This window comes from Pseudomonas cucumis (assembly GCF_030687935.1).
GTDB lineage: Bacteria > Pseudomonadota > Gammaproteobacteria > Pseudomonadales > Pseudomonadaceae > Aquipseudomonas > Aquipseudomonas cucumis.
Window position 1 is genome coordinate 5,412,012 of record NZ_CP117454.1, and the last position, 19,854, is coordinate 5,431,865.

Below are 19,854 nucleotides of genomic sequence, written 5' to 3' on the forward strand. Positions count from 1 at the left end.
TCGGCATTCGCCAACAGCATGGATAGTTGACCGGAGCCATTTGCCATGTTGATCTAAAGTGGTTCGCAGGGAGGTCAAATCCCCCACTCGAAAAACTATAAAACCGATGAACCCAAGGAGAGTCTCAATGCCCTATGTTCCAGTTGCAGAGCTCAAAGATTATGTCGGCAAGGAACTCGGACGTTCCCAATGGCTCACCATCGACCAGGAACGTATCAACCTGTTCGCGGAAGCCACAGGCGATTTTCAGTTCATCCATGTCGACCCGGTCAAAGCCGCGCAAACACCTTTTGGCAGCACCATCGCCCATGGTTTCCTGTCGTTGTCGCTGATCCCCAAATTGATGGAAGACATCCTCATCCTGCCTGAAGGCGCGAAGATGGTGGTCAACTACGGCCTGGACAGCGTGCGTTTCATCCAGCCCGTGAAGGTCAATTCCAGGGTTCGACTCAAGGTCGACATGAACGACGTCATCGAGAAGAAACCCGGCCAATGGTTACTCAAGGCCACCGCCACGCTTGAAATCGAAGGGTCGGACAAACCGGCGTATATCGCCGAGCCACTGTCCCTCTGCTTCGTGTAAAGCATCCCGGATGCGAAGCAGCTCACGCTGTTTCGCGCCGTGTCTCTGCCGTGTCTCTATAAATGCGACACATAGCTGCGGCATACTCCGTCGCCTAATTGCCCGGATCCCGCTATGCGCTCACTTGCACTCCTTGCTTTGACCCTGTTGCTCACCGCTTGCGGCGATGGCGAATCGCTGTTGCCCCCCGATGCCCGCTTGCCGGATGGTGGACGCTATCGCGGTGATCTGGTCAACGGCTTGCTGCAAGGCGAGGGCCGCATCGATTACCCGAACGGCAGCTGGTACGCCGGCCAGTTCGACAAAGGCCAATGGCATGGTCAGGGCGAATGGCATGGCAGCAACGGCGAGGTCTATCGCGGGCAATTCCAGCAAGGGCTGTTCGACGGCCAAGGCACCCTGACCACCACGGGCAGCAGCTATACCGGCGGTTTCAAGGCGGGTCGACGCGACGGTGAAGGCACTCTCAAAGAAAACGCCATGACTTACCGCGGCGAATTCAAGGCCGATCAATACTCAGGGCTTGGTCGTCTGGAACTCGAAGACGGCAGCCAGTACCAAGGGCAATTCGCCCACGGCAAACCCAATGGCGAAGGCCAGCGCAGCGATGCCAGCGGAAACCAGTTCACCGGGCATTTCGCCGACGGCCAGCTGGAAGGCAATGGCACCTTCAACAGCGCCGATGGCGATATCTATGTCGGCGGTTTCAAGAACAATCAACTGCATGGCAAGGGCCGCTACGAGAACGCCGATGGCGATGTCTGGCTCGGTCAGTTCAAGGAAGGCGTGCTCAGCGGCAAGGGCGAGTTGATCGGCGCCGACAGCAGTCACTACATCGGTCAGTTCAGCGACTGGCGTTTCACCGGTCAGGGTCGCTTGAACCTGGCCGATGGCAGCTTCTATATCGGCCAGTTCGACGGCGACAACTATCAGGGCCAAGGCACGCTGGTGCTGACCGATGGCACGGTGCAGAGCGGCACCTGGGTCAACAGTCAGCGCGTGCGCGACGCCGACGGCAAGCTGCTGCCCGACCCTCTCGAACTCGGCTTGCTGGCTCAGGGTCGCTTGCTCGACGATGCACTGGCCAACGTGCCGGCCTCGACCCCGGCGGTCGAACTGTACACCTTGACCTTGGGCGGCGATGGCAAGCAGAGCGTGTTCCTGCGCGAGTCCGACTACGTCGCCAACATGCTCGCCAGCCGTTTCGGCGCCTTCGGCCAGATCCGTCTGGTCAACCATCGCGATCACCTCGTCGACCGACCGATGGCCACCCGGGAAAACCTGCGCCGCGCCGCCCAGACCCTGGCTGAGCGCAGTGGTCCGGAAGACTTGCTGTTCATTTATCTGACCAGCCACGGCACCGGCGAACACGAACTGGTACTCGACCAGCCACGCTTGGAACTGGCCGACCTGCCGGCCGACGAACTGGCCGCCGTCCTCGCCCCCCTGAAAAAACGAGACAAAATCATCGTGATTTCGTCCTGTTATTCCGGCGGTTTCATTCCCGCCCTCAAGGATGAACGCACCCTGATCATGACCGCCGCGCGTGCCGATAGAGTGTCCTTCGGGTGCTCGGAGGAAGCCAACTTCACGTATTTCGGCGACGCGCTGTTCGCCCAGGCGCTGAACCAGACCGACGATCTGGAGCAAGCCTTCAAACTGGCCAGCGCCACCGTGGCCGAGCGGGAACTGGCCGACAGCTTCGAAGCTTCCGAGCCACAGATCTGGGCGCCGAAAACCGTTCTCAGCCACTGGCAGCTGTTGCGCAAACAACAGGCACGAAAGGCACTGCAAAGTGTCTCTATCAGCAAGGATGAAAAGAGCAACTAAGCTGAATGTATCAAGGGGGAATTACTATGTACTTGACGCCTCAGCATGTATTGCTTGCCGGAGCTACCGGGTTAACCGGTGAACATTTGCTTGACCGTCTACTCAACGAGCCAACGATTACACGGGTATTGGCCCCCTCACGCCGGCCATTGGCCGAGCATCCTCATCTGGAAAACCCGGTCGGCGACCCGGCGGTGTTTTTGCCGCAGTTGAACGGTCGCGTCGACATTGCCTACTGCTGCCTCGGCACCACGATCAAACAGGCCGGCTCCGAAGAAGCATTTCGCGCAGTGGACCTGGACATGGTCGTGGCCTTCGCCAAACGTGCGCGGGAGATGGGCGCACGGCACTTGATCGTGATCAGCGCCTTGGGTGCTGATCGCAGATCCTCGATTTTCTACAACCGGGTTAAAGGCGAGATGGAACACGCATTGCGCGCGCAGAATTGGCCGCAGCTGACCATTTGCCGGCCTTCGCTGTTATTGGGCGATCGCGTGGAGCCGCGACTGGCCGAGAAAGTCGCCGGTCCGTTGTCGCGATTGATCCCGGGCAAATACCACGGCATCGAAGCCTGCCAACTGGCCCGCGCCATGTGGCGCCTGGCACTGGAAGAGCAGGATGGCGTGCGGATTGTCGAGTCGGATGAGTTGCGCAAGTTGGGCAAGTAATTCAGCGGTGCCCGCGAATAGAGCGCGAAACGCGTTCTTACAAACCACCCGTCGCCTGAAAACTTACGCCAATCACCGTCAACAACGACAGCGGCAACAGCAGCGTGTCGAGCAACGCACTGGCCGGCAGGTCAACACCCGGATAACTCGGCGCTTCTGCGCCGAATCTGTCCATGGCGCAGCACCCGCCGTTCAGCGCATACAAATCCAGACGCGTCCCCGAATACACCACCGGCGCTCCAGGCTTGGCGGCATCGAGGGTGCGCGCCGTGGCGCAGCCCGCCAATTGCAAAGCCAGCAGGATGATCAGCAGCTTATTCATCGCTGCTCAAATGGTGTTCGCCCCAGCGCGGCAGCATGTCTTGCGGAATGTTCAGCAGATTGAGAATCCGCGCCACGACGAAATCGATCAAGTCATCGATGGTCTGCGGCTGATGATAGAAGCCCGGCGACGCCGGCAGAATGGTCACGCCCATGTTCGACAGCTTGAGCATGTTCTCCAGATGAATGCTCGAATACGGCGCCTCGCGCGGCACCAGAATCAGCTGACGGCGCTCCTTCAAGGTCACGTCGGCCGCCCGTTCGATCAAGTTGTTGCAGGCTCCGGTCGCGATCGCCGACAAGGTCCCGGTGGAGCACGGCACCACCACCATCGCCGCGGGCGAGCCAGAGCCCGAAGCCACCGGCGACATCCAGTCTTCCTTGCCATACACCCGAATCTGCCCGGCGGCAGCGCCGGTGTATTCAGTGAGGAAGGCTTGCATCATCTGCGGTTTCGACGGCAGCGAGACATCGGTTTCGGTAGCCATCACCAGTTGCGCGGCCTTGGAGATCAGGAAGTGCACCTCGCGGTCTTCACGCACCAGGCAGTCGAGCAGGCGCAAGCCATACTGGGCGCCCGAAGCGCCGGTCATCGCCAGCGTGATGCGTTCCGGGCCGTTGTTCATTGCAGCGCCTCGGCCAGTTTGCCGTGCAGGCCGCCGAAGCCGCCATTGCTCATGATCACCACGTGAGTGCCAGGCTGAGCCTGGCTCTTCACGCGTTCGATGATGCCTTCCAGCGAATCGCTGACAATCGACGGCACGGTGCACAACGCGGCGGTGGCGCCCAGGTCCCAACCGAGGTTGGCCGGCGAATACCAGATCACCTGATCGGCATCGACCACACTTTCCGGCAAGCCATCGCGGTGAGCGCCAAGTTTCATGGAATTGGAGCGCGGCTCGATGATCGCGATCAGCGGCGCGTCGCCAATGCGCTTGCGCAGACCGTCGAGGGTGGTGGCGATGGCGGTCGGATGGTGAGCGAAGTCATCGTAAATGGTGATGCCACGGACTTCCGCGACCTTTTCCATCCGCCGCTTCACGCTTTTGAACGCGCTCAGTGCCGCAATGCCCATCGACGGTACTACGCCGACGTGACGCGCAGCGGCCAAGGTGGCCAAGGCGTTGGCGACGTTATGCTGACCGGTCATGTCCCACTCGACCACGCCTTGAACGGCGCCTTCGAACATCACTTCGAATTTCGAACCGTCTTCACTGAGCAGTTTGACTTGCCACTGACCGCCGGCACCGGTGGTTTGCACCGGGGTCCAGCAGCCCATTTCAATCACGCGCAGCAATGCAGGTTCAGTGGTCGGATGGATGATCAGGCCTTCGCTCGGAATGGTGCGCACCAAATGGTGGAACTGCCGCTCGATGGCCGGAAGATCGGGGAAGATGTCCGCATGATCGAACTCAAGATTGTTCAGGATCGCCGTACGCGGCCGGTAGTGAACAAACTTGGAGCGCTTGTCGAAGAACGCACTGTCGTATTCGTCTGCTTCGATCACGAAGAACGGCGTATCACCCAGACGCGCCGACACCGAGAAATTCTGCGGCACGCCGCCGATCAGGAAACCCGGGCTCATGCCGGCGTGTTCCAGAACCCAGGCGAGCATGCTGCTGGTGGTGGTTTTGCCGTGAGTGCCGGCAACCGCCAGCACCCAGCGACCTTGCAATACGTGATCGGCCAGCCATTGCGGGCCGGAGACGTACGGCAGGCCTTTGTTCAGCACGTATTCGACGGCCGGGTTGCCACGGGACATGGCATTGCCGATCACCACCAGGTCGGGGGCCGGATCGAGCTGCGCCGGGTCGTAACCTTGGGTCAACTCAATGCCCTGGGCTTGCAGCTGAGTGCTCATCGGCGGATAGACGTTGGCATCGGAGCCCGTCACGTGATGGCCCAGCTCTTTGGCCAGAACCGCCATCGAACCCATGAAAGTGCCGCAAATACCAAGAATATGAATGTGCATAGTCGACCTCGTAAAACATGGCCGCAGGTTAGCGTAGGGAGGGGAAAATCGCACTCTTTAGCTGTAACCACACTCGTTCCCACGCTCTGCGTGGGAATGCAGCAAGGGAGGCTCTGCGTCCCAAAAGCGGACGCAGAGCGTCCGGGGAGGCATTCCCACGCAGAGCGCGGGAACGATCAGTCCCCCCTAGCGGGCGATTCCATGCTTGCGCAGCTTTCTGTAGAGGGTATTGCGGCTCACGCCCAACTGCTCGGCGGTGTGGGTCATGTGCCAGCGCTGCTGTTCCAATGCGTTGAGCAATGCCAACCGCTCGGCATCGTCCAGCGGATACTCGGACAGGGCTTCAACCGCGGACACCGTCACCGGCCGGGCCTGGCGAATCATCGCCGGCAAATCTTCCAGCCCGATCCGGCCACCATCACACAATGCCGCGAGGGTCCGCAGCACATTGCGCAACTGCCGCACGTTCCCCGGCCAGGCAAAATCCAGCAAGGCCTGCCGCGCCGGCCCGTCTATCAATACCGTTTCCCCGCCCGCCTCTTCGGCCAGCAAAAAGTCGAGCAACTGTGATTTGTCAGCGCGCTCACGTAGCGCCGGCAGTGCGACTTCCAGCCCATTGAGCCGGTAATACAAATCCTCGCGGAAACTGCCGTCCTGCACCCGCTCAAGCAGATTGCGGTGAGTGGCGCTGATGATCCGCACATTGACTGATTCCGGCTCGCCGCCAATCGGCACCACCTGACGGTCTTCCAGCACCCTTAATAGACGGGTCTGCATGCTCAGCGGCATGTCACCGATTTCATCGAGGAACAACGTCCCGCCATCGGCCTGCTGCAACTTGCCGCGCATGCCTTCCTTACGGGCGCCGGTGAAGCTGCCGCCGCGATAGCCGAACAGTTCGCTTTCGATCAGGCTTTCGGGAATCGCCGCACAATTGAGGGCGACGAACGATTTTCCTGCCCGTTGGCTGGCCTGATGCACGGCTTTGGCGAAGGCCTCCTTGCCGGAACCGGTTTCGCCATTGATCAGCAATGGCACGTCCCGTTCAAACACGCGCAAGGCCTTGCGGAAATCCTCCTGCAACGCGGCATCGCCCAGGCAAATGCCTGACAAGCGCGGACGCTCGGCAACCATCGGGCTTTGCACCACCGGCACCGGAATACTGCGCGGCTGCCCGCGCAATACGGCAAACAACCGCCGTCCGTCACGGGTGCGCAATGGCCAACTGGCGCTGGCATTAGCGCTCGCGCGGCCGAGCAATTCATCCAGCGAGCAGTCGAAAAACGCCTCCACCGGTTTGCCCAACAGCCCGCCACGAATATGCCCCAGCAAATTCAGCGCACTCTGATTGACCGCACTGATCCGCCCTTCCCCGTCGAACGCCAACAACCCTTCGCTGAACAGCCCCACGGATTCGGCCTGCAGGTGAAAACGCAGCAACCACTGATTGTCGAAGTAACGCAGGAAATAGCAGCTCTCGATCATCTTCGCCGACAGATTGACCAAAGCCATGGTGTGGAACTGGCTCTGACGCGAAACCTCATGACGCGCCGAAGACACGTCGAGCACCGCCAACAGTTCGCCGTGAGGGTCGAACACCGGGCTCGCCGAGCAGGTCAGGCCGGTGTGACGACCACGAAAATGTTCGTCTTGATGGATGGTCAGGGACTGGCGCTCCACCAGGCAGGTGCCGATGCCATTGGTGCCTTCGCAGGCTTCGCTCCAGTCGGCGCCCAGCCAAAGGCCGGCGCGCTCGAAAATTTTCCGTTCGGTAGGCGCGGTGACGCAGTTGAGGATCACCCCGCGGGCGTCTGTCAGCAGCACCGCGTGGCCGGCGCCGGAAAGTTGCTGGTGGAGGCTGGTCATTTCGTTGCCGGCGATCTGCAGCACTTGCTGCAAACGTTCGCGGCTTTCCAGCACGCGGCCATGTTCCAGCACCGTCGGCGCCATGGTCAGGGCCGGGTCGAGGTGATAGTCCTCAAGACAACGCAGCCAGGAACGGGCAATGGACGGATCGCTGCCGGGACCCTGCAGGTGAGATTTGCCTTGGGTCACGGTCAGCACTTGCTGGGCATGGCGACTCAAATGGTTGTCGTGCATTTCTTATTATTCTCCCCCGCAGGGTCTGGCTCGCTTCCGTGTAGCAGCTGCCGAAGGCTGCGTCCGGCCGCGAAGCGGTCGTAAAACCTGTGCCCCATATTTCATTGCCAAATCGAGGCGAGCGCTTCGCACTCGAACGCAGCCTTCGGCAGCTGCTACAAAAACAAAGCCTTCACGTGAAGCCAGCATCCTCCAGCCATCGAAGCATTGCAATGCTGGCAAGACCGATCAGTCACAGGCTGTGCCACAAACGGTACAAAGTGTCACAGGGGCTGTACCGCAAGCGTCACAAACGTTGCCCATCCGTCCGACAAAAAACGCGCAAGGCCTTGATTTACCTGACCTGCAAGGCACTGGCCCAACCTTTGCTCTACGCTTAATGCAGCGCTTTAGCGCGTCCTCCCTTATAAGCACAAAAGCCAAGGAGAAACCCATCATGCGTTACGCTCACCCCGGTACTGAAGGCGCTATCGTTTCGTTCAAGAGCAAATACGGTAACTACATCGGCGGCGAGTTCGTCGCGCCTGTCAAAGGTCAGTACTTCACCAATACCTCGCCGGTCAACGGCCAGCCGATTGCCGAATTCCCGCGTTCCACCGCCGAAGACATCGAAAAGGCCCTGGACGCCGCCCATGCCGCCGCCGATGCCTGGGGCGCCACGTCCGCCCAGGCTCGCTCGCTGGTCCTGCTGAAAATCGCCGATCGCATCGAACAGAACCTCGAAGTGCTGGCGATCACCGAATCCTGGGACAACGGCAAGGCCGTTCGCGAAACCCTCAACGCCGACATCCCGCTGGCCGCCGACCATTTCCGCTACTTCGCCGGTTGCATCCGCGCCCAGGAAGGCAGCGCCGCCGAGATCGACGGCAACACCGTGGCCTATCACATCCATGAACCGCTCGGCGTGGTCGGGCAGATCATTCCGTGGAACTTCCCGATTCTGATGGCCGCCTGGAAACTCGCCCCGGCCCTGGCCGCCGGCAACTGCGTGGTCCTCAAACCTGCCGAGCAAACCCCGCTGGGCATCACCGTGCTGATGGAACTGATCGGCGACCTGCTGCCACCCGGCGTGCTCAACGTGGTGCAAGGCTTCGGCAAAGAAGCCGGGGAAGCCCTGGCCACCAGCAAGCGCATCGCCAAAATCGCTTTCACCGGCTCGACCCCGGTCGGCTCGCACATCATGAAATGCGCCGCTGAGAACATCATTCCGTCCACCGTGGAGCTGGGTGGCAAGTCGCCGAACATCTTCTTCGAAGACATCATGCAGGCCGAGCCAAGCTTCATCGAAAAGGCCGCCGAAGGCCTGGTGCTGGCGTTCTTCAATCAGGGCGAAGTCTGCACCTGCCCGTCCCGTGCCCTGGTGCAAGAGTCGATCTACGACGAGTTCATGAAAGTGGTCATGAACAAAGTCCTGCAAATCAAACGTGGCGACCCGCTGGACACCGACACCATGGTCGGCGCCCAGGCATCCGAGCAGCAATTCGACAAAATCCTTTCGTACCTGGACATCGCCAAGGGCGAAGGCGCCGAGCTGCTGACCGGCGGCAAGGTGGAGAAACTCGAGGGCAGCCTGGCGACCGGGTATTACATCCAGCCGACCCTGCTCAAGGGCACCAACAAAATGCGCGTGTTCCAGGAAGAAATCTTTGGCCCGGTGGTGAGCATCACCACCTTCAAGGACGAAGCCGAAGCCCTGGCCATCGCCAACGACACCGAGTTCGGCCTGGGCGCCGGTCTCTGGACCCGCGACATCAACCGCGCCTATCGCATGGGCCGTGCCATCAAGGCCGGTCGAGTGTGGACCAACTGCTATCACCTGTACCCGGCGCACGCCGCGTTCGGTGGCTACAAGAAGTCCGGTGTCGGTCGTGAAACCCACAAAATGATGCTCGATCACTATCAGCAGACCAAAAACCTGCTGGTGAGCTACGACATCAATCCGCTGGGCTTCTTCTAAAAACCGGGGGCGATACAGGTCATTCTGTATCGCCCTTTGAACCGCCTTCGCGAGCAAGCCCGCTCCCACAGTGATTTTGGGTCAACCCCAATAGGTGAATTCCCCCCATAACCCTGTGGGAGCGGGCTTGCCCGCGATGGCGTCCTTAAACGCACCGTAAATCATCGCCCTGCTGGTCTGGCACGGGCTTTGCGTGCCCGCATTACACGAAAACGCCGTACCCGAAAGTCCAACAGATCAAACAATAAAAAAGACAGAGAGGACTTATGACTTCTACTACACAGCTCAAACCCACACTCGGCACCCTGCATCTATGGGGCATTGCCGTCGGCTTGGTGATTTCCGGCGAGTACTTCGGCTGGAGTTACGGCTGGGGCACCGCAGGGACCCTGGGTTTTCTCGTCACCGCCCTGATGGTGGCGACGATGTACACCTGCTTTATCTTCAGTTTCACCGAATTGACCACCGCCATTCCCCACGCTGGCGGGCCGTTTGCCTACAGCCGCCGGGCCTTCGGTGAAAAAGGCGGATTGATCGCCGGCATTGCCACCCTGATCGAATTCGTCTTTGCGCCACCGGCAATTGCCATGGCCATCGGTGCCTACCTCAACGTGCAATACCCGGAACTGGACCCGAAGATCGCCGCTGTTGGCGCCTATTTCGTGTTCATGGGCTTGAATATCCTCGGCGTGAGCATCGCAGCCACGTTCGAACTGGTGGTCACCGTGCTGGCGGTCGCCGAGTTGCTGGTGTTCATGGGCGTGGTCGCACCGGGCTTCAGCTTCAGCAATTTCGTACTCAATGGCTGGTCGGGCTCCAACGAGTTCACCATGGCCTCGATTCCCGGCATCTTTGCGGCAATCCCTTTCGCGATCTGGTTCTTCCTCGCCATTGAAGGCGCAGCCATGGCCGCCGAGGAAGCCAAGGATCCGAAACGCACGATTCCCAGGGCTTACGTCAGTGGCATTCTGACCCTGGTGTTCCTGGCCATCGGCGTTATGGTGATGGCTGGCGGTGTCGGCGACTGGCGCCAACTGTCGAACATCAACGATCCGCTGCCTCAGGCGATGAAAGCCGTGGTCGGCAATAATTCGACCTGGATGCACATGCTGGTGTGGATCGGCCTGTTCGGTCTTGTGGCGAGTTTCCACGGGATCATTCTGGGCTATTCGCGGCAGTTCTTCGCCCTGGCTCGCGCGGGTTACCTGCCTAAAGGGTTGGCCAAACTCTCGCGCTTCCAGACCCCGCACCGGGCGATTCTGGCCGGCGGTGTGATCGGCATCGCGGCGATCTACAGCGACGGTCTGGTCAACCTGCAGGGCATGACGCTGACGGCGGCGATGATCACCATGTCGGTATTCGGTGCCATCGTGATGTACATCATCAGTATGCTGAGCCTGTTCAAACTGCGTAAAACCGAGCCGAACCTGGAACGCACCTTCCGCGCGCCGGGCTACCCGATCGTGCCGGGGATCGCGCTGTTTCTGGCGGTGGTGTGTCTGGTGGCGATGGCTTGGTTCAACCCGCTGATCGGGTGCGTGTTCCTGGGTTTCATGGTGGCCGGCTACCTGTATTTCCAACTGACTGCCAAACAGCGCGCCGATGCACCGGCGGACGCTATGCTCGAAGGCATTTGAGTTGCACCAGCGCCGGGCTGATTCCCGACGCCTGCCATATTGAAGTGCACCAAAAACCGATGTGGGAGCGAGCTTGTTCGCCAAAGTGGTGTGTCATTCAGCCTGTATGTCGACTGACACCATGCCTTCGCGGGCAAGCCCGCTCCCACAGGATGCTCAGTGTTTTCAAGACTTGTATTCACCAGGAGGACACCGCCCCATGGCCGTATTTGCCCATACCGTCGGCGCCCAGACCTACCGCTTCGACAGCCTCAAGGACGTCATGGCCAAAGCCAGCCCGGCGCGCTCCGGGGACTTTCTGGCTGGCGTTGCCGCCCTCAACGATGGCGAGCGAGTGGCCGCGCAAATGGCCCTGGCTGACATCCCGCTGACTCACTTCCTGCAGGAAGTACTGATTCCTTACGAGGCCGATGAAGTCACTCGACTAATCATCGACACTCACGATAAACAGGCTTTTAAAGCGGTCAGCCACCTCACTGTCGGTGGCTTTCGCGACTGGCTGCTCAGCGACGCCGCCGACGAACAGAGCCTGCGCGCGCTCGCTCCGGGCCTGACCCCGGAAATGGCCGCCGCCGTGTCGAAGATCATGCGCGTGCAGGACCTGGTGCTGGTGGCGCAGAAAATCCGCGTGGTCACGAAATTCCGCGGCACTCTGGGCCTGCACGGCCGACTCTCGACACGCCTGCAACCCAATCACCCCACCGACGAACCGGCCGGTATCGCCGCGAGCATTCTCGACGGCCTGCTGTACGGCAATGGGGACGCAATGATTGGCATCAACCCGGCCACCGACAGCATCGCTTCGATCTGCGCCATGCTGGAAATGCTCGATGCGATTATCCAGCGCTACGAAATTCCGACACAGGCCTGCGTGCTGACCCACGTCACCACCTCCATCGAGGCAGTGAATCGCGGCATTCCGCTGGACCTGGTGTTCCAGTCGATCGCCGGCACGGAAGCGGCCAACGCCAGTTTCGGTATCAACCTCAACGTCTTGCAGGAAGGCTATGACGCGGGTTTGAGCCTGAATCGCGGCACGTTGGGCCAGAATCTGATGTATTTCGAGACCGGCCAGGGCAGCGCCTTGTCGGCCAACGCCCATCATGGCGTCGATCAACAGACCTGCGAAACCCGCGCCTACGCCGTGGCACGCCATTTCAAACCGTTTTTGGTGAACACCGTTGTAGGCTTCATCGGCCCCGAATACCTCTACAACGGCAAACAGATCATCCGCGCCGGTCTCGAAGACCACTTCTGCGGCAAGCTGCTGGGCGTGCCCATGGGTTGTGATATCTGTTACACCAACCATGCCGAAGCCGATCAGGATGACATGGACACCCTGCTGACCCTGCTGGGCGTGGCCGGGATCAACTTCATCATGGGCATCCCCGGCTCCGACGACATCATGCTCAATTACCAGACCACGTCGTTCCACGACGCCCTCTACGCCCGGAAAACCTTGGGCCTGAAACCGGCGCCGGAATTTGAACAGTGGCTGGCGAACATGGGCATCTTCACCCAGACAGACGGCAAAATTCACTTCGGCGACAACCTGCCGCCGGCCTTCCGTCAGGCCATGGCGCAACTGGGATGAGTATTGAGATGGATAAACCACCTGTCGATCCGCAAAACCCGTTGCTGGAACTGCGTCGCCTGACCCCGGCACGTATCGCTCTCGGTCGCACCGGCACCAGTATGCCGACCAGCGCGCAGCTGGATTTCCAGTACGCCCATGCACAGGCCCGGGATGCGGTGCATCTGCCGTTCGACCACAAGGGGCTCAGTTCGCAACTGGCCGAACGTGGACGTGAGAGTTTGCTGCTGCACAGCGCCGCCACGGACCGGAACAGCTATCTGCAGCGCCCCGATTTGGGGCGCAAGCTGAGTGATGAGTCGGCGCAGACTCTGCGCGACTACGCGCTGAGTCATCCTGGCGGGGTGGATCTGGCCGTCGTGGTAGCCGACGGCCTCTCGGCATTGGCCGTTCATCGCCACACCTTAGCGTTTCTGGCGCGCATGGAAGAACAGACAGCTGCTGAGGGCTGGTCCCTGTCGCCGGTGATCCTTGTGGAACAGGGTCGAGTCGCGGTGGCCGACGAGATTGGCGAGCTGCTGGGCGCCAAAATGGTGGTCATTTTGATCGGTGAACGCCCTGGTTTGAGCTCGCCAGACAGCCTGGGGTTGTATTTCACCTATAATCCCAAAGTCGGACTGACGGATGCCTATCGCAATTGCATCTCGAATGTCCGTCTCGAAGGCTTGAGTTACGGCATGGCGGCACACCGTTTGCTGTATTTGATGCGCGAAGCCTGTCGGCGGCAGTTATCGGGGGTCAGTCTGAAAGACGAAGCCCAGATTCAGACGCTGGAGTCGGACATTGGTGCGGACATGAAAGGCAATTTCCTACTGAGCCCGTCGGATGCCTGAACCGTTTCCGCATTGCGTTTCTATTCAGGTTTCAGGCAGGATCGATGCACGGCCGCCAGGGTTTCCCGTCGCCGTCACCATGTAAGACAGCCACTTGAAGACGAGACCTACCATGCGGATTATTCAAGCGACCCTCGAACACCTCGACCTGCTGACCCCGTTGTTCGTCAAATATCGCGAGTTTTACGGTTCCCTGCCGTATCCGGACTCGTCCCGGGCGTTCCTCGAGAAACGCCTGCGGCGCAAGGAATCGGTGATTTACCTGGCCCTGGCCGATGACGACAACAACAAACTGATGGGTTTCTGTCAGTTGTACCCGAGCTTTTCGTCTCTTTCGCTTAAACGCGTATGGATCCTCAACGACATCTACGTCGCCGAAGACGCCCGCCGCCAGTTGGTGGCCGATAACCTGATCCGCACCGCAAAAAAAATGGCCAAGGAAACCAATGCCGTGCGCATGCGCGTTTCCACCAGCAGCAATAACGAAGTCGCGCAGAAAACCTACGAATCCATCGGGTTCAAGGAAGATACCGAGTTCAAGAACTATGTGTTGCCGATCAGTGACGGGCTGTAACGCATAGCCTGAAGTTGCGTGCTTTTGGGTGAGGGGGCTTGTCGGAACGCCGCATCGCCCCGTTCGACTGCGCAGCAGTTGCAAATTGCTGAATGCGGTATGCCTGAAGAAACGCGCCGTCTGGTTTAGGGGTCGCTTCGCAACCCAACGGGGCGATGCGGCGTTCCGACAAGCACCTCGCCACAGGGTAATGCGCAAGGGCAAATACCCCGATCGCCCCATCGACATCCCCCGCTACAAACTCGAGGTGTTTTACACTTCTCTCCCCGTATAATGCCCATTCTTCCGGCTCGTAAGAAAAATTACACTCCGCTGTAGTCTTACGCAAAGCCATCCGCACAGGCCTGCAGAGTCGGGCCATCACCACAGGTGCTATCCATGGATTTCAACCCGATCGACCTTATCCTGCATCTCGATGTTTACCTCGACCTGCTGGTGACCAACTACGGGGCATGGATTTACGCCATTCTGTTTCTGGTGATCTTCTGCGAAACCGGTCTGGTGGTGATGCCATTCCTGCCGGGCGATTCCCTGCTGTTCATCGCGGGCGCCGTGGCGGCCGGCGGCGGCATGGACCCGGTGCTGCTGGGCGGCCTGCTGATGCTGGCGGCGATTCTGGGTGACAGCACCAACTACGTAATCGGCCGCACCGCTGGCGAACGGCTGTTCAGCAACCCGAACTCGAAAATTTTCCGCCGCGACTACCTGCAACAAACCCACGACTTCTACGACAAGCACGGCGGCAAAACCGTGACTCTGGCGCGTTTCCTGCCGATCATCCGTACCTTTGCCCCCTTCGTCGCCGGTGTTGGCAAAATGCCTTACCCGCGCTTCTTTGCCTTCAGTGTCCTGGGCACCATCCTCTGGGTGGGTGGCCTGGTCACCCTCGGTTTCTTCTTCGGCAACGTACCGTTCATCAAGCAGAACCTGTCGCTGCTGGTGGTGGGCATCATCCTGTTGTCGCTGCTACCGATGATCATCGGCGTAATCCGCAACCGCCTCGCCAATGCCTCGTCCAAAGCCGAACCCCGCTGACTCACGATGTGGTCCCTTAGCGCCTGGCGACGCCAGCGTACCCTGGCCAGGCATCCGATTGCCGACGACATGTGGCAACGGGTGCGCCATCACCTGAGTTTTCTGGATGGCCTCAGCGCAGCCGAAGACCAGTGGCTGCGGGAAGCCTGCGTGCTGTTCCTACAAGACAAACACTTGACCGCCCTACCCGGCGTCGAACTTCACCAGGAACAACGCCTGCTGCTCGCCGCCCAGGCCCAATTGCCGCTGATGCATCTGGGCGACCTGAACTGGTATCAGGGTTTCCACGAAATAATCCTTTACCCGGACGACTTCCTCAGCCCCCAGCGCCATCGCGATGCCAGCGGCGTCGAACACGAGTGGGACGGCGAACACAGCGGCGAAGCCTGGCCACAAGGCCCGATCATCCTCGCCTGGCCCGGCGTGATGGCCAGCGGTGGCTGGGAAGGCTATAATCTGGTCATCCACGAGCTCGCGCATAAACTCGACATGCTCAACGGCGACGCCAATGGCCTGCCGCCGCTGCATGCCGATATGCGCGTCAGCGACTGGGCCAAGGTGATGCAAGAGGCGTATGACCACCTCGATCGGCAACTGGACCGCAACCCTGACGCGCAAACCGCCATCGACCCGTACGCAGCGGAAAACCCCGCCGAGTTCTTCGCGGTCACCAGCGAATACTTCTTCAGCGCCCCGGATTTGCTGCACGAGGCTTATCCACAGGTCTATGGGCAGTTGAAGCTGTTTTATCGTCAGGACCCATTGGCCCGGCTGCGGCAACTTCTGGCCGAGAACCCTGTCTATCAGGCACACGACTAACGTCTACGCGACCTCTGGTCCATAGCGTCGAAGGCGGAATATGCCTATAATCGCCGCCACTTTTTGGTCAATCCGGCCAAGTGTTTTTGGTCAACTAACGGGGGCACCGCCCAATGAGCTACAGCAAGATTCCGGCTGGCAAAGACCTGCCGAACGACATCTACGTCGCGATCGAGATCCCGGCCAACCACGCGCCGATCAAATACGAAATCGACAAAGACAGCGATTGCCTGTTCGTTGACCGTTTCATGGCCACCCCGATGTTCTACCCGGCCAACTACGGTTACATCCCGAACACCCTGGCTGACGACGGTGATCCCCTCGACGTGCTGGTCGTGACCCCTTACCCGGTTGCCCCAGGTTCGGTAATCCGCGCTCGTCCAGTCGGCATCCTGAACATGACCGACGACGGCGGCGGCGATGCCAAAGTGATCGCGGTTCCACACGACAAGCTGTCCCAGCTGTACGTCGACGTGAAGGAATACACCGACCTGCCACCGCTGCTGATTCAGCAGATCGAGCACTTCTTCGCGAACTACAAAGATCTCGAAAAAGGCAAATGGGTGAAGATCGAAGGCTGGGCCGGCGCAGATGCCGCCCGGGACGCGATCACCAAGTCGGTTGCTGCCTATAAAGGCTGAGAAGCCGCGGTAAGCTTCTAGCTGCAAGCGCCAAGAAGAACCCCGGTTGATCCGGGGTTTTTTGTGGGCGCTCCGCTCAGACACTGACCTTTAACGGTACGTGGAACACTTCTTGGCTTTGGTTTTTTCCTGTTTAAATTCCACTAAAAGCGTCTTACATCCAGTCTTAAATTTCCCTCGAAATTTGAACGGATCGTTTATTCAAACCCCCATCCTGCGCCAGTAAACTCGTGTTTATGAAAAAGAACACTAGCGGCCCACGGTTTAGAGCGCTCCTCGAAGCATCGAAAATCACAACCACAGGATTTGCCGCTTTCTTCGACACGGAAGCGCAAAATATCCATAACTGGTACACCCGAGGTGTGCCCGCCTACCGCATGGAAGAGGTTGCCAGACTACTGTCTGTAAACAGCGACTGGCTGAAAACCGGCGAAGGGCCGAAAGAGTCCTCACGCCTGCGCGTGCTCGACGAGGCCGGCAACACCTTCGACGCCCAGGCCATCCGCGGCATCTACACGGTGATCGAGCCCATCGACGTCGAGTTGCCTTTCTATAAAGAAACAGCCACCGCCCCGGGCTCCAACAAAACTCACGTCGTCAAAGACCCCAGCCAATCCATCCGCCTGCCTCGCAGCCACCTGGACTCCCTGGAAATCAACCACGCCGACGCTATTTGTACCCACATGATCGGCAACAGCATGGGGGAAAAAATTGAAGACGGTTCGACGCTTGCGATCGACCGCGGGCTGACTCAGGTTATTGATGGGGAGATTTATGCGATCGAGCATGACGGGATGTTGCGGATCAAATACCTGCATCGGATGCCGGGAAATGCACTGCGGTTGCGCAGCTATAACAAAGCCGAGTATCCGGATGAGATCTTCAGTGCCGAACAGATCGACAAGCAAAACATAAGGGTATTGGGATGGGTATTCTGGTGGTCGACGCTCAATAAACGGCGGCCGTCCGTACCGTTTCTCTAAGCGTTAAAAGATCGCAGCCTTCGGCAGCTCCTACGGTGAGATAGGGAAATGCAGGTGGCTGTAGGGGCTGCCGAAGGCTGCGATCTTGGCAATCCCCGAAAACCAAACTGCCCGGCCCCATACAGAAACGCTCCTACCACCACCCCCCATTGCTCTACCCGGCACGTCCCGCTGGGAATTCTTCAAAAAAATCAGTATGCTGCGCCCCACATTTGCGCATCGACCCTTCTTCAGGCTCAGATCGCACCGACAAGGCAGATGACTTTCTCGCCGAGTCCCACAGCCGGACGCAAGATCCGGGTGTACGTTTTGAAGGCTGGCGCGGTTTACCAAAAATAAACCAAGCCAGTCCCCGAGAAGCCGGCCACAAGCCGGCTTTTTTATTGTCCGAAATAATCCTAGGTATAGTGAGACTTTCGGTCTCGCTCGACCTAACAAATAGCTCGACAGCGACAAGTATTTTTCCCCACCACACTAAGCCAGCTCCTGCCGCATCTCGGAGCGGTATCCAGGTTAAGGGATTACACGATTTTCTGCCCCCCCTTACGGACGTGACTCGCCGTACCGAACGCCTCGAAAGCGAGCAACGCCTATGAGATAACGTCGCCTCAACTTTGTAAAAGGACGCTCAAGTCGATGCTCCCGTACGTAGCAACCTATCTCCTCATCGCCGCCATCCTTGCAGTAATCGACCGGTTCATTGATCGACCAATGTTCATTAGAAGGCATTCAAAGCATTTTCCGTGGAAGCTCAACTACAGCATCAGATGGTGGGGCGCTCAAGAATACTGGGCAGCCATCACGTTGGGCTCAATCGCCGTTCTGCCAATGTCCTTGTTCTGGCACGTGATGGGAGGACCGATCAGAAAGGACGTGGTCCAGATTTTTTTCATCGTTATCTGCTTTAGCTCGTCCGTGCTCTCCATCAGACATTTCAAGCTGGTAGAAAAATTCAAGGCTCACGCCTGGTGGATGACCGTTCTGACGGCTTTAACTACGGTCGGCCTTGGGCTCTTCGCTAGCGCACATGCCGACTCGTTCATCGTCAACCTTACCAGGATCGATTCAGATCAGTTTCCAGTGGCACAGAAAGCCCTTACAACGCTCATCTTGGTTTCTTTGTGGGCATTCATTGGGACATTTATCATCAGCCTGGTGGTCGGCATCACCTCCGTTGCCATCGCTGTAACGACCCCAACCCTCCTTGGAACAATCAAACGAAATCACCTCACGGCGCCGTATTGGAAACACTACACTCCGGGACTCAGCTATCGCCGTCGCTCCCGTATGCTCTTCGCGGTGTTCATCGGGTCCGTTTATACGATCGTCATTGCATGGAATTCATGGGAATACGTCCTTCGGCATGCCGATGAAACCCTGCAAGAAACCATCGTCTTTGCTTCATTTCACCTTCACCCCCGAGATTGCTCAATCCCAGGTAGACCACACGATGCATGGGCTGCGCTGATCAGCGACAATCGTGTGGTCGTGGCAACTCCTGCAAAAAGGGGCTACACGTTCGAAACGCTGCCTTGCGAGATTCAGTCGACGAATGCAATAAAGGGCGCAACTCTGAAACGATTGAAGCAGGACGATTACTTCTGAGTCAAAAAGCAGGTGATTACGCTGAAATCAGGGAAAGGGTTAAAAGTGAATTCGATAGGCTACAACTGGCCGCTCAGCGCCAGTCATCCGACATACCTTGGCCAAGATCATGTAGTGGTGGGCCGTGAAGGCTGCATATCACTGGCCGACCAAGGTTGCCATTAATCCGCGTGCCTAATCATCCTGTCCGACAGACTACCCTTGGCCAATGCTTGGGTGGTCATCGGCACATGGGATCTGCAGTTCATGCATCATTTTTTGTGTTACCCGCGTTGGAATGAGGTGAAGCGGAACAAATGCCTTGGAGGGATAGGCATGGAAGCAATAGCAGCTAGTACAATTTCTCAAAACCTCAATTCAAGGCCCCCATGAAGTTACTCAATACCTACGACGACCGAGATGACGCCGAGGAAGCCGCTGAAAAGCTGACAGGCAACAAGCGCCTCGCCAGTGAGCGTGACGCTACCGTAGTGATTTACAACCTTTTTGGCATCCCCAGTTGGGGCAACCTCCATCGCTTGGGGATGCACAATCTGAGTGAGCTGAAATCCTTGTTGGATCGCCGCTCAACGTGGCAGCCTGCTGATATGGTTCGACACGAAGAAATACTGACTGCCTTAGAAAGGGTAGCCAAAAACTATGCCCTCGAACTCCCGAGCCACTGGCTATAGTCGCTTTATCTAAAAGTCTGCATACCCAGAC

General features: G+C 58.8%; 18 protein-coding genes. 14 read left to right on the plus strand and 4 right to left on the minus strand.

Going from position 1 to position 19,854, the window contains the following annotated elements; all coding sequences use genetic code 11:
- The first annotated feature begins 127 nt into the window (after nucleotides 1-127).
- From PSH97_RS24575 to PSH97_RS24585, 3 genes are all read left to right on the plus strand, one after another.
- Nucleotides 128-583 (plus strand): MaoC family dehydratase, encoded by a 456-nt coding sequence (locus tag PSH97_RS24575; RefSeq protein WP_305447036.1) that lies wholly within the window; start codon nucleotides 128-130, stop codon nucleotides 581-583.
- 114 nt (nucleotides 584-697) lie between these two features.
- Nucleotides 698-2,413, plus strand: coding sequence for a C13 family peptidase (locus PSH97_RS24580; RefSeq protein ID WP_305447037.1), 1,716 nt, complete (start codon nucleotides 698-700; stop codon nucleotides 2,411-2,413).
- Between the two features lie 26 nt (nucleotides 2,414-2,439).
- Nucleotides 2,440-3,081 (plus strand): oxidoreductase, encoded by a 642-nt coding sequence (locus PSH97_RS24585; RefSeq protein ID WP_305447038.1) that lies wholly within the window; start codon nucleotides 2,440-2,442, stop codon nucleotides 3,079-3,081.
- A gap of 37 nt (nucleotides 3,082-3,118) precedes the next feature.
- Here the strand turns inward: PSH97_RS24585 and PSH97_RS24590 are convergent, their stop codons facing one another.
- The 4 genes from PSH97_RS24590 to PSH97_RS24605 form a co-directional block, all read right to left on the minus strand.
- Nucleotides 3,119-3,403: a YceK/YidQ family lipoprotein gene (locus PSH97_RS24590; RefSeq protein ID WP_305447039.1), complete on the minus strand. Its 285-nt coding sequence runs from the start codon at nucleotides 3,401-3,403 to the stop codon at nucleotides 3,119-3,121.
- Entirely contained in the window at nucleotides 3,396-4,028 is a 633-nt protein-coding gene (gene ubiX / locus PSH97_RS24595) for a flavin prenyltransferase UbiX (protein ID WP_030129554.1), read from the minus strand. Before ubiX ends, PSH97_RS24590 begins: the two co-directional genes overlap by 8 nt.
- Complete coding sequence (gene mpl, locus PSH97_RS24600; RefSeq protein ID WP_305447040.1) at nucleotides 4,025-5,374, minus strand: UDP-N-acetylmuramate:L-alanyl-gamma-D-glutamyl-meso-diaminopimelate ligase; 1,350 nt, start codon at nucleotides 5,372-5,374, stop codon at nucleotides 4,025-4,027. Before mpl ends, ubiX begins: the two co-directional genes overlap by 4 nt.
- A gap of 186 nt (nucleotides 5,375-5,560) precedes the next feature.
- Nucleotides 5,561-7,474, minus strand: a complete 1,914-nt coding sequence (locus PSH97_RS24605) for a sigma-54-dependent Fis family transcriptional regulator (RefSeq protein WP_305447041.1) — start codon at nucleotides 7,472-7,474, stop codon at nucleotides 5,561-5,563.
- Between the two features lie 436 nt (nucleotides 7,475-7,910).
- Between PSH97_RS24605 and exaC the strand changes: the two genes are divergently transcribed.
- The 11 genes from exaC to PSH97_RS24660 all read left to right on the plus strand — a co-directional run bounded on the left by exaC (nucleotide 7,911) and on the right by PSH97_RS24660 (nucleotide 19,823).
- Nucleotides 7,911-9,431: an acetaldehyde dehydrogenase ExaC gene (exaC, locus tag PSH97_RS24610; RefSeq protein WP_305447042.1), complete on the plus strand. Its 1,521-nt coding sequence runs from the start codon at nucleotides 7,911-7,913 to the stop codon at nucleotides 9,429-9,431.
- A gap of 266 nt (nucleotides 9,432-9,697) precedes the next feature.
- A complete protein-coding gene (gene eat / locus PSH97_RS24615) occupies nucleotides 9,698-11,068 on the plus strand; it encodes an ethanolamine permease (RefSeq protein ID WP_305447043.1) in 1,371 nt (456 codons plus the stop codon).
- Nucleotides 11,069-11,267: 199 nt separating this feature from the next.
- Nucleotides 11,268-12,662 carry an ethanolamine ammonia-lyase subunit EutB gene (locus PSH97_RS24620; RefSeq protein WP_305447044.1) on the plus strand — a complete coding sequence of 465 codons (1,395 nt, stop codon included), beginning with the start codon at nucleotides 11,268-11,270 and terminating at the stop codon, nucleotides 12,660-12,662.
- 8 nt (nucleotides 12,663-12,670) lie between these two features.
- On the plus strand, nucleotides 12,671-13,495 hold the full coding sequence (gene eutC / locus PSH97_RS24625) for an ethanolamine ammonia-lyase subunit EutC (protein ID WP_305447045.1): 825 nt from the start codon (nucleotides 12,671-12,673) through the stop codon (nucleotides 13,493-13,495).
- Between the two features lie 112 nt (nucleotides 13,496-13,607).
- On the plus strand, nucleotides 13,608-14,069 hold the full coding sequence (locus PSH97_RS24630) for a GNAT family N-acetyltransferase (RefSeq protein WP_030129561.1): 462 nt from the start codon (nucleotides 13,608-13,610) through the stop codon (nucleotides 14,067-14,069).
- Between the two features lie 378 nt (nucleotides 14,070-14,447).
- The gene (locus tag PSH97_RS24635; RefSeq protein WP_305447046.1) at nucleotides 14,448-15,104 is read left to right on the plus strand and encodes a DedA family protein; all 657 of its coding nucleotides are present in this window, start codon (nucleotides 14,448-14,450) and stop codon (nucleotides 15,102-15,104) included.
- 6 nt (nucleotides 15,105-15,110) lie between these two features.
- Nucleotides 15,111-15,923, plus strand: a complete 813-nt coding sequence (locus PSH97_RS24640; RefSeq protein WP_305447047.1) for a M90 family metallopeptidase — start codon at nucleotides 15,111-15,113, stop codon at nucleotides 15,921-15,923.
- A 113-nt stretch (nucleotides 15,924-16,036) separates the two neighbouring features.
- A complete protein-coding gene (gene ppa / locus PSH97_RS24645) occupies nucleotides 16,037-16,564 on the plus strand; it encodes an inorganic diphosphatase (protein WP_008052339.1) in 528 nt (175 codons plus the stop codon).
- Between the two features lie 236 nt (nucleotides 16,565-16,800).
- Nucleotides 16,801-17,547: a S24 family peptidase gene (locus tag PSH97_RS24650; protein ID WP_305447048.1), complete on the plus strand. Its 747-nt coding sequence runs from the start codon at nucleotides 16,801-16,803 to the stop codon at nucleotides 17,545-17,547.
- Between the two features lie 636 nt (nucleotides 17,548-18,183).
- The gene (locus PSH97_RS24655; RefSeq protein ID WP_305447049.1) at nucleotides 18,184-19,152 is read left to right on the plus strand and encodes a hypothetical protein; all 969 of its coding nucleotides are present in this window, start codon (nucleotides 18,184-18,186) and stop codon (nucleotides 19,150-19,152) included.
- A gap of 368 nt (nucleotides 19,153-19,520) precedes the next feature.
- A complete protein-coding gene (locus tag PSH97_RS24660; RefSeq protein WP_305447050.1) occupies nucleotides 19,521-19,823 on the plus strand; it encodes a hypothetical protein in 303 nt (100 codons plus the stop codon).
- The last annotated feature ends 31 nt before the right edge of the window (nucleotides 19,824-19,854 follow it).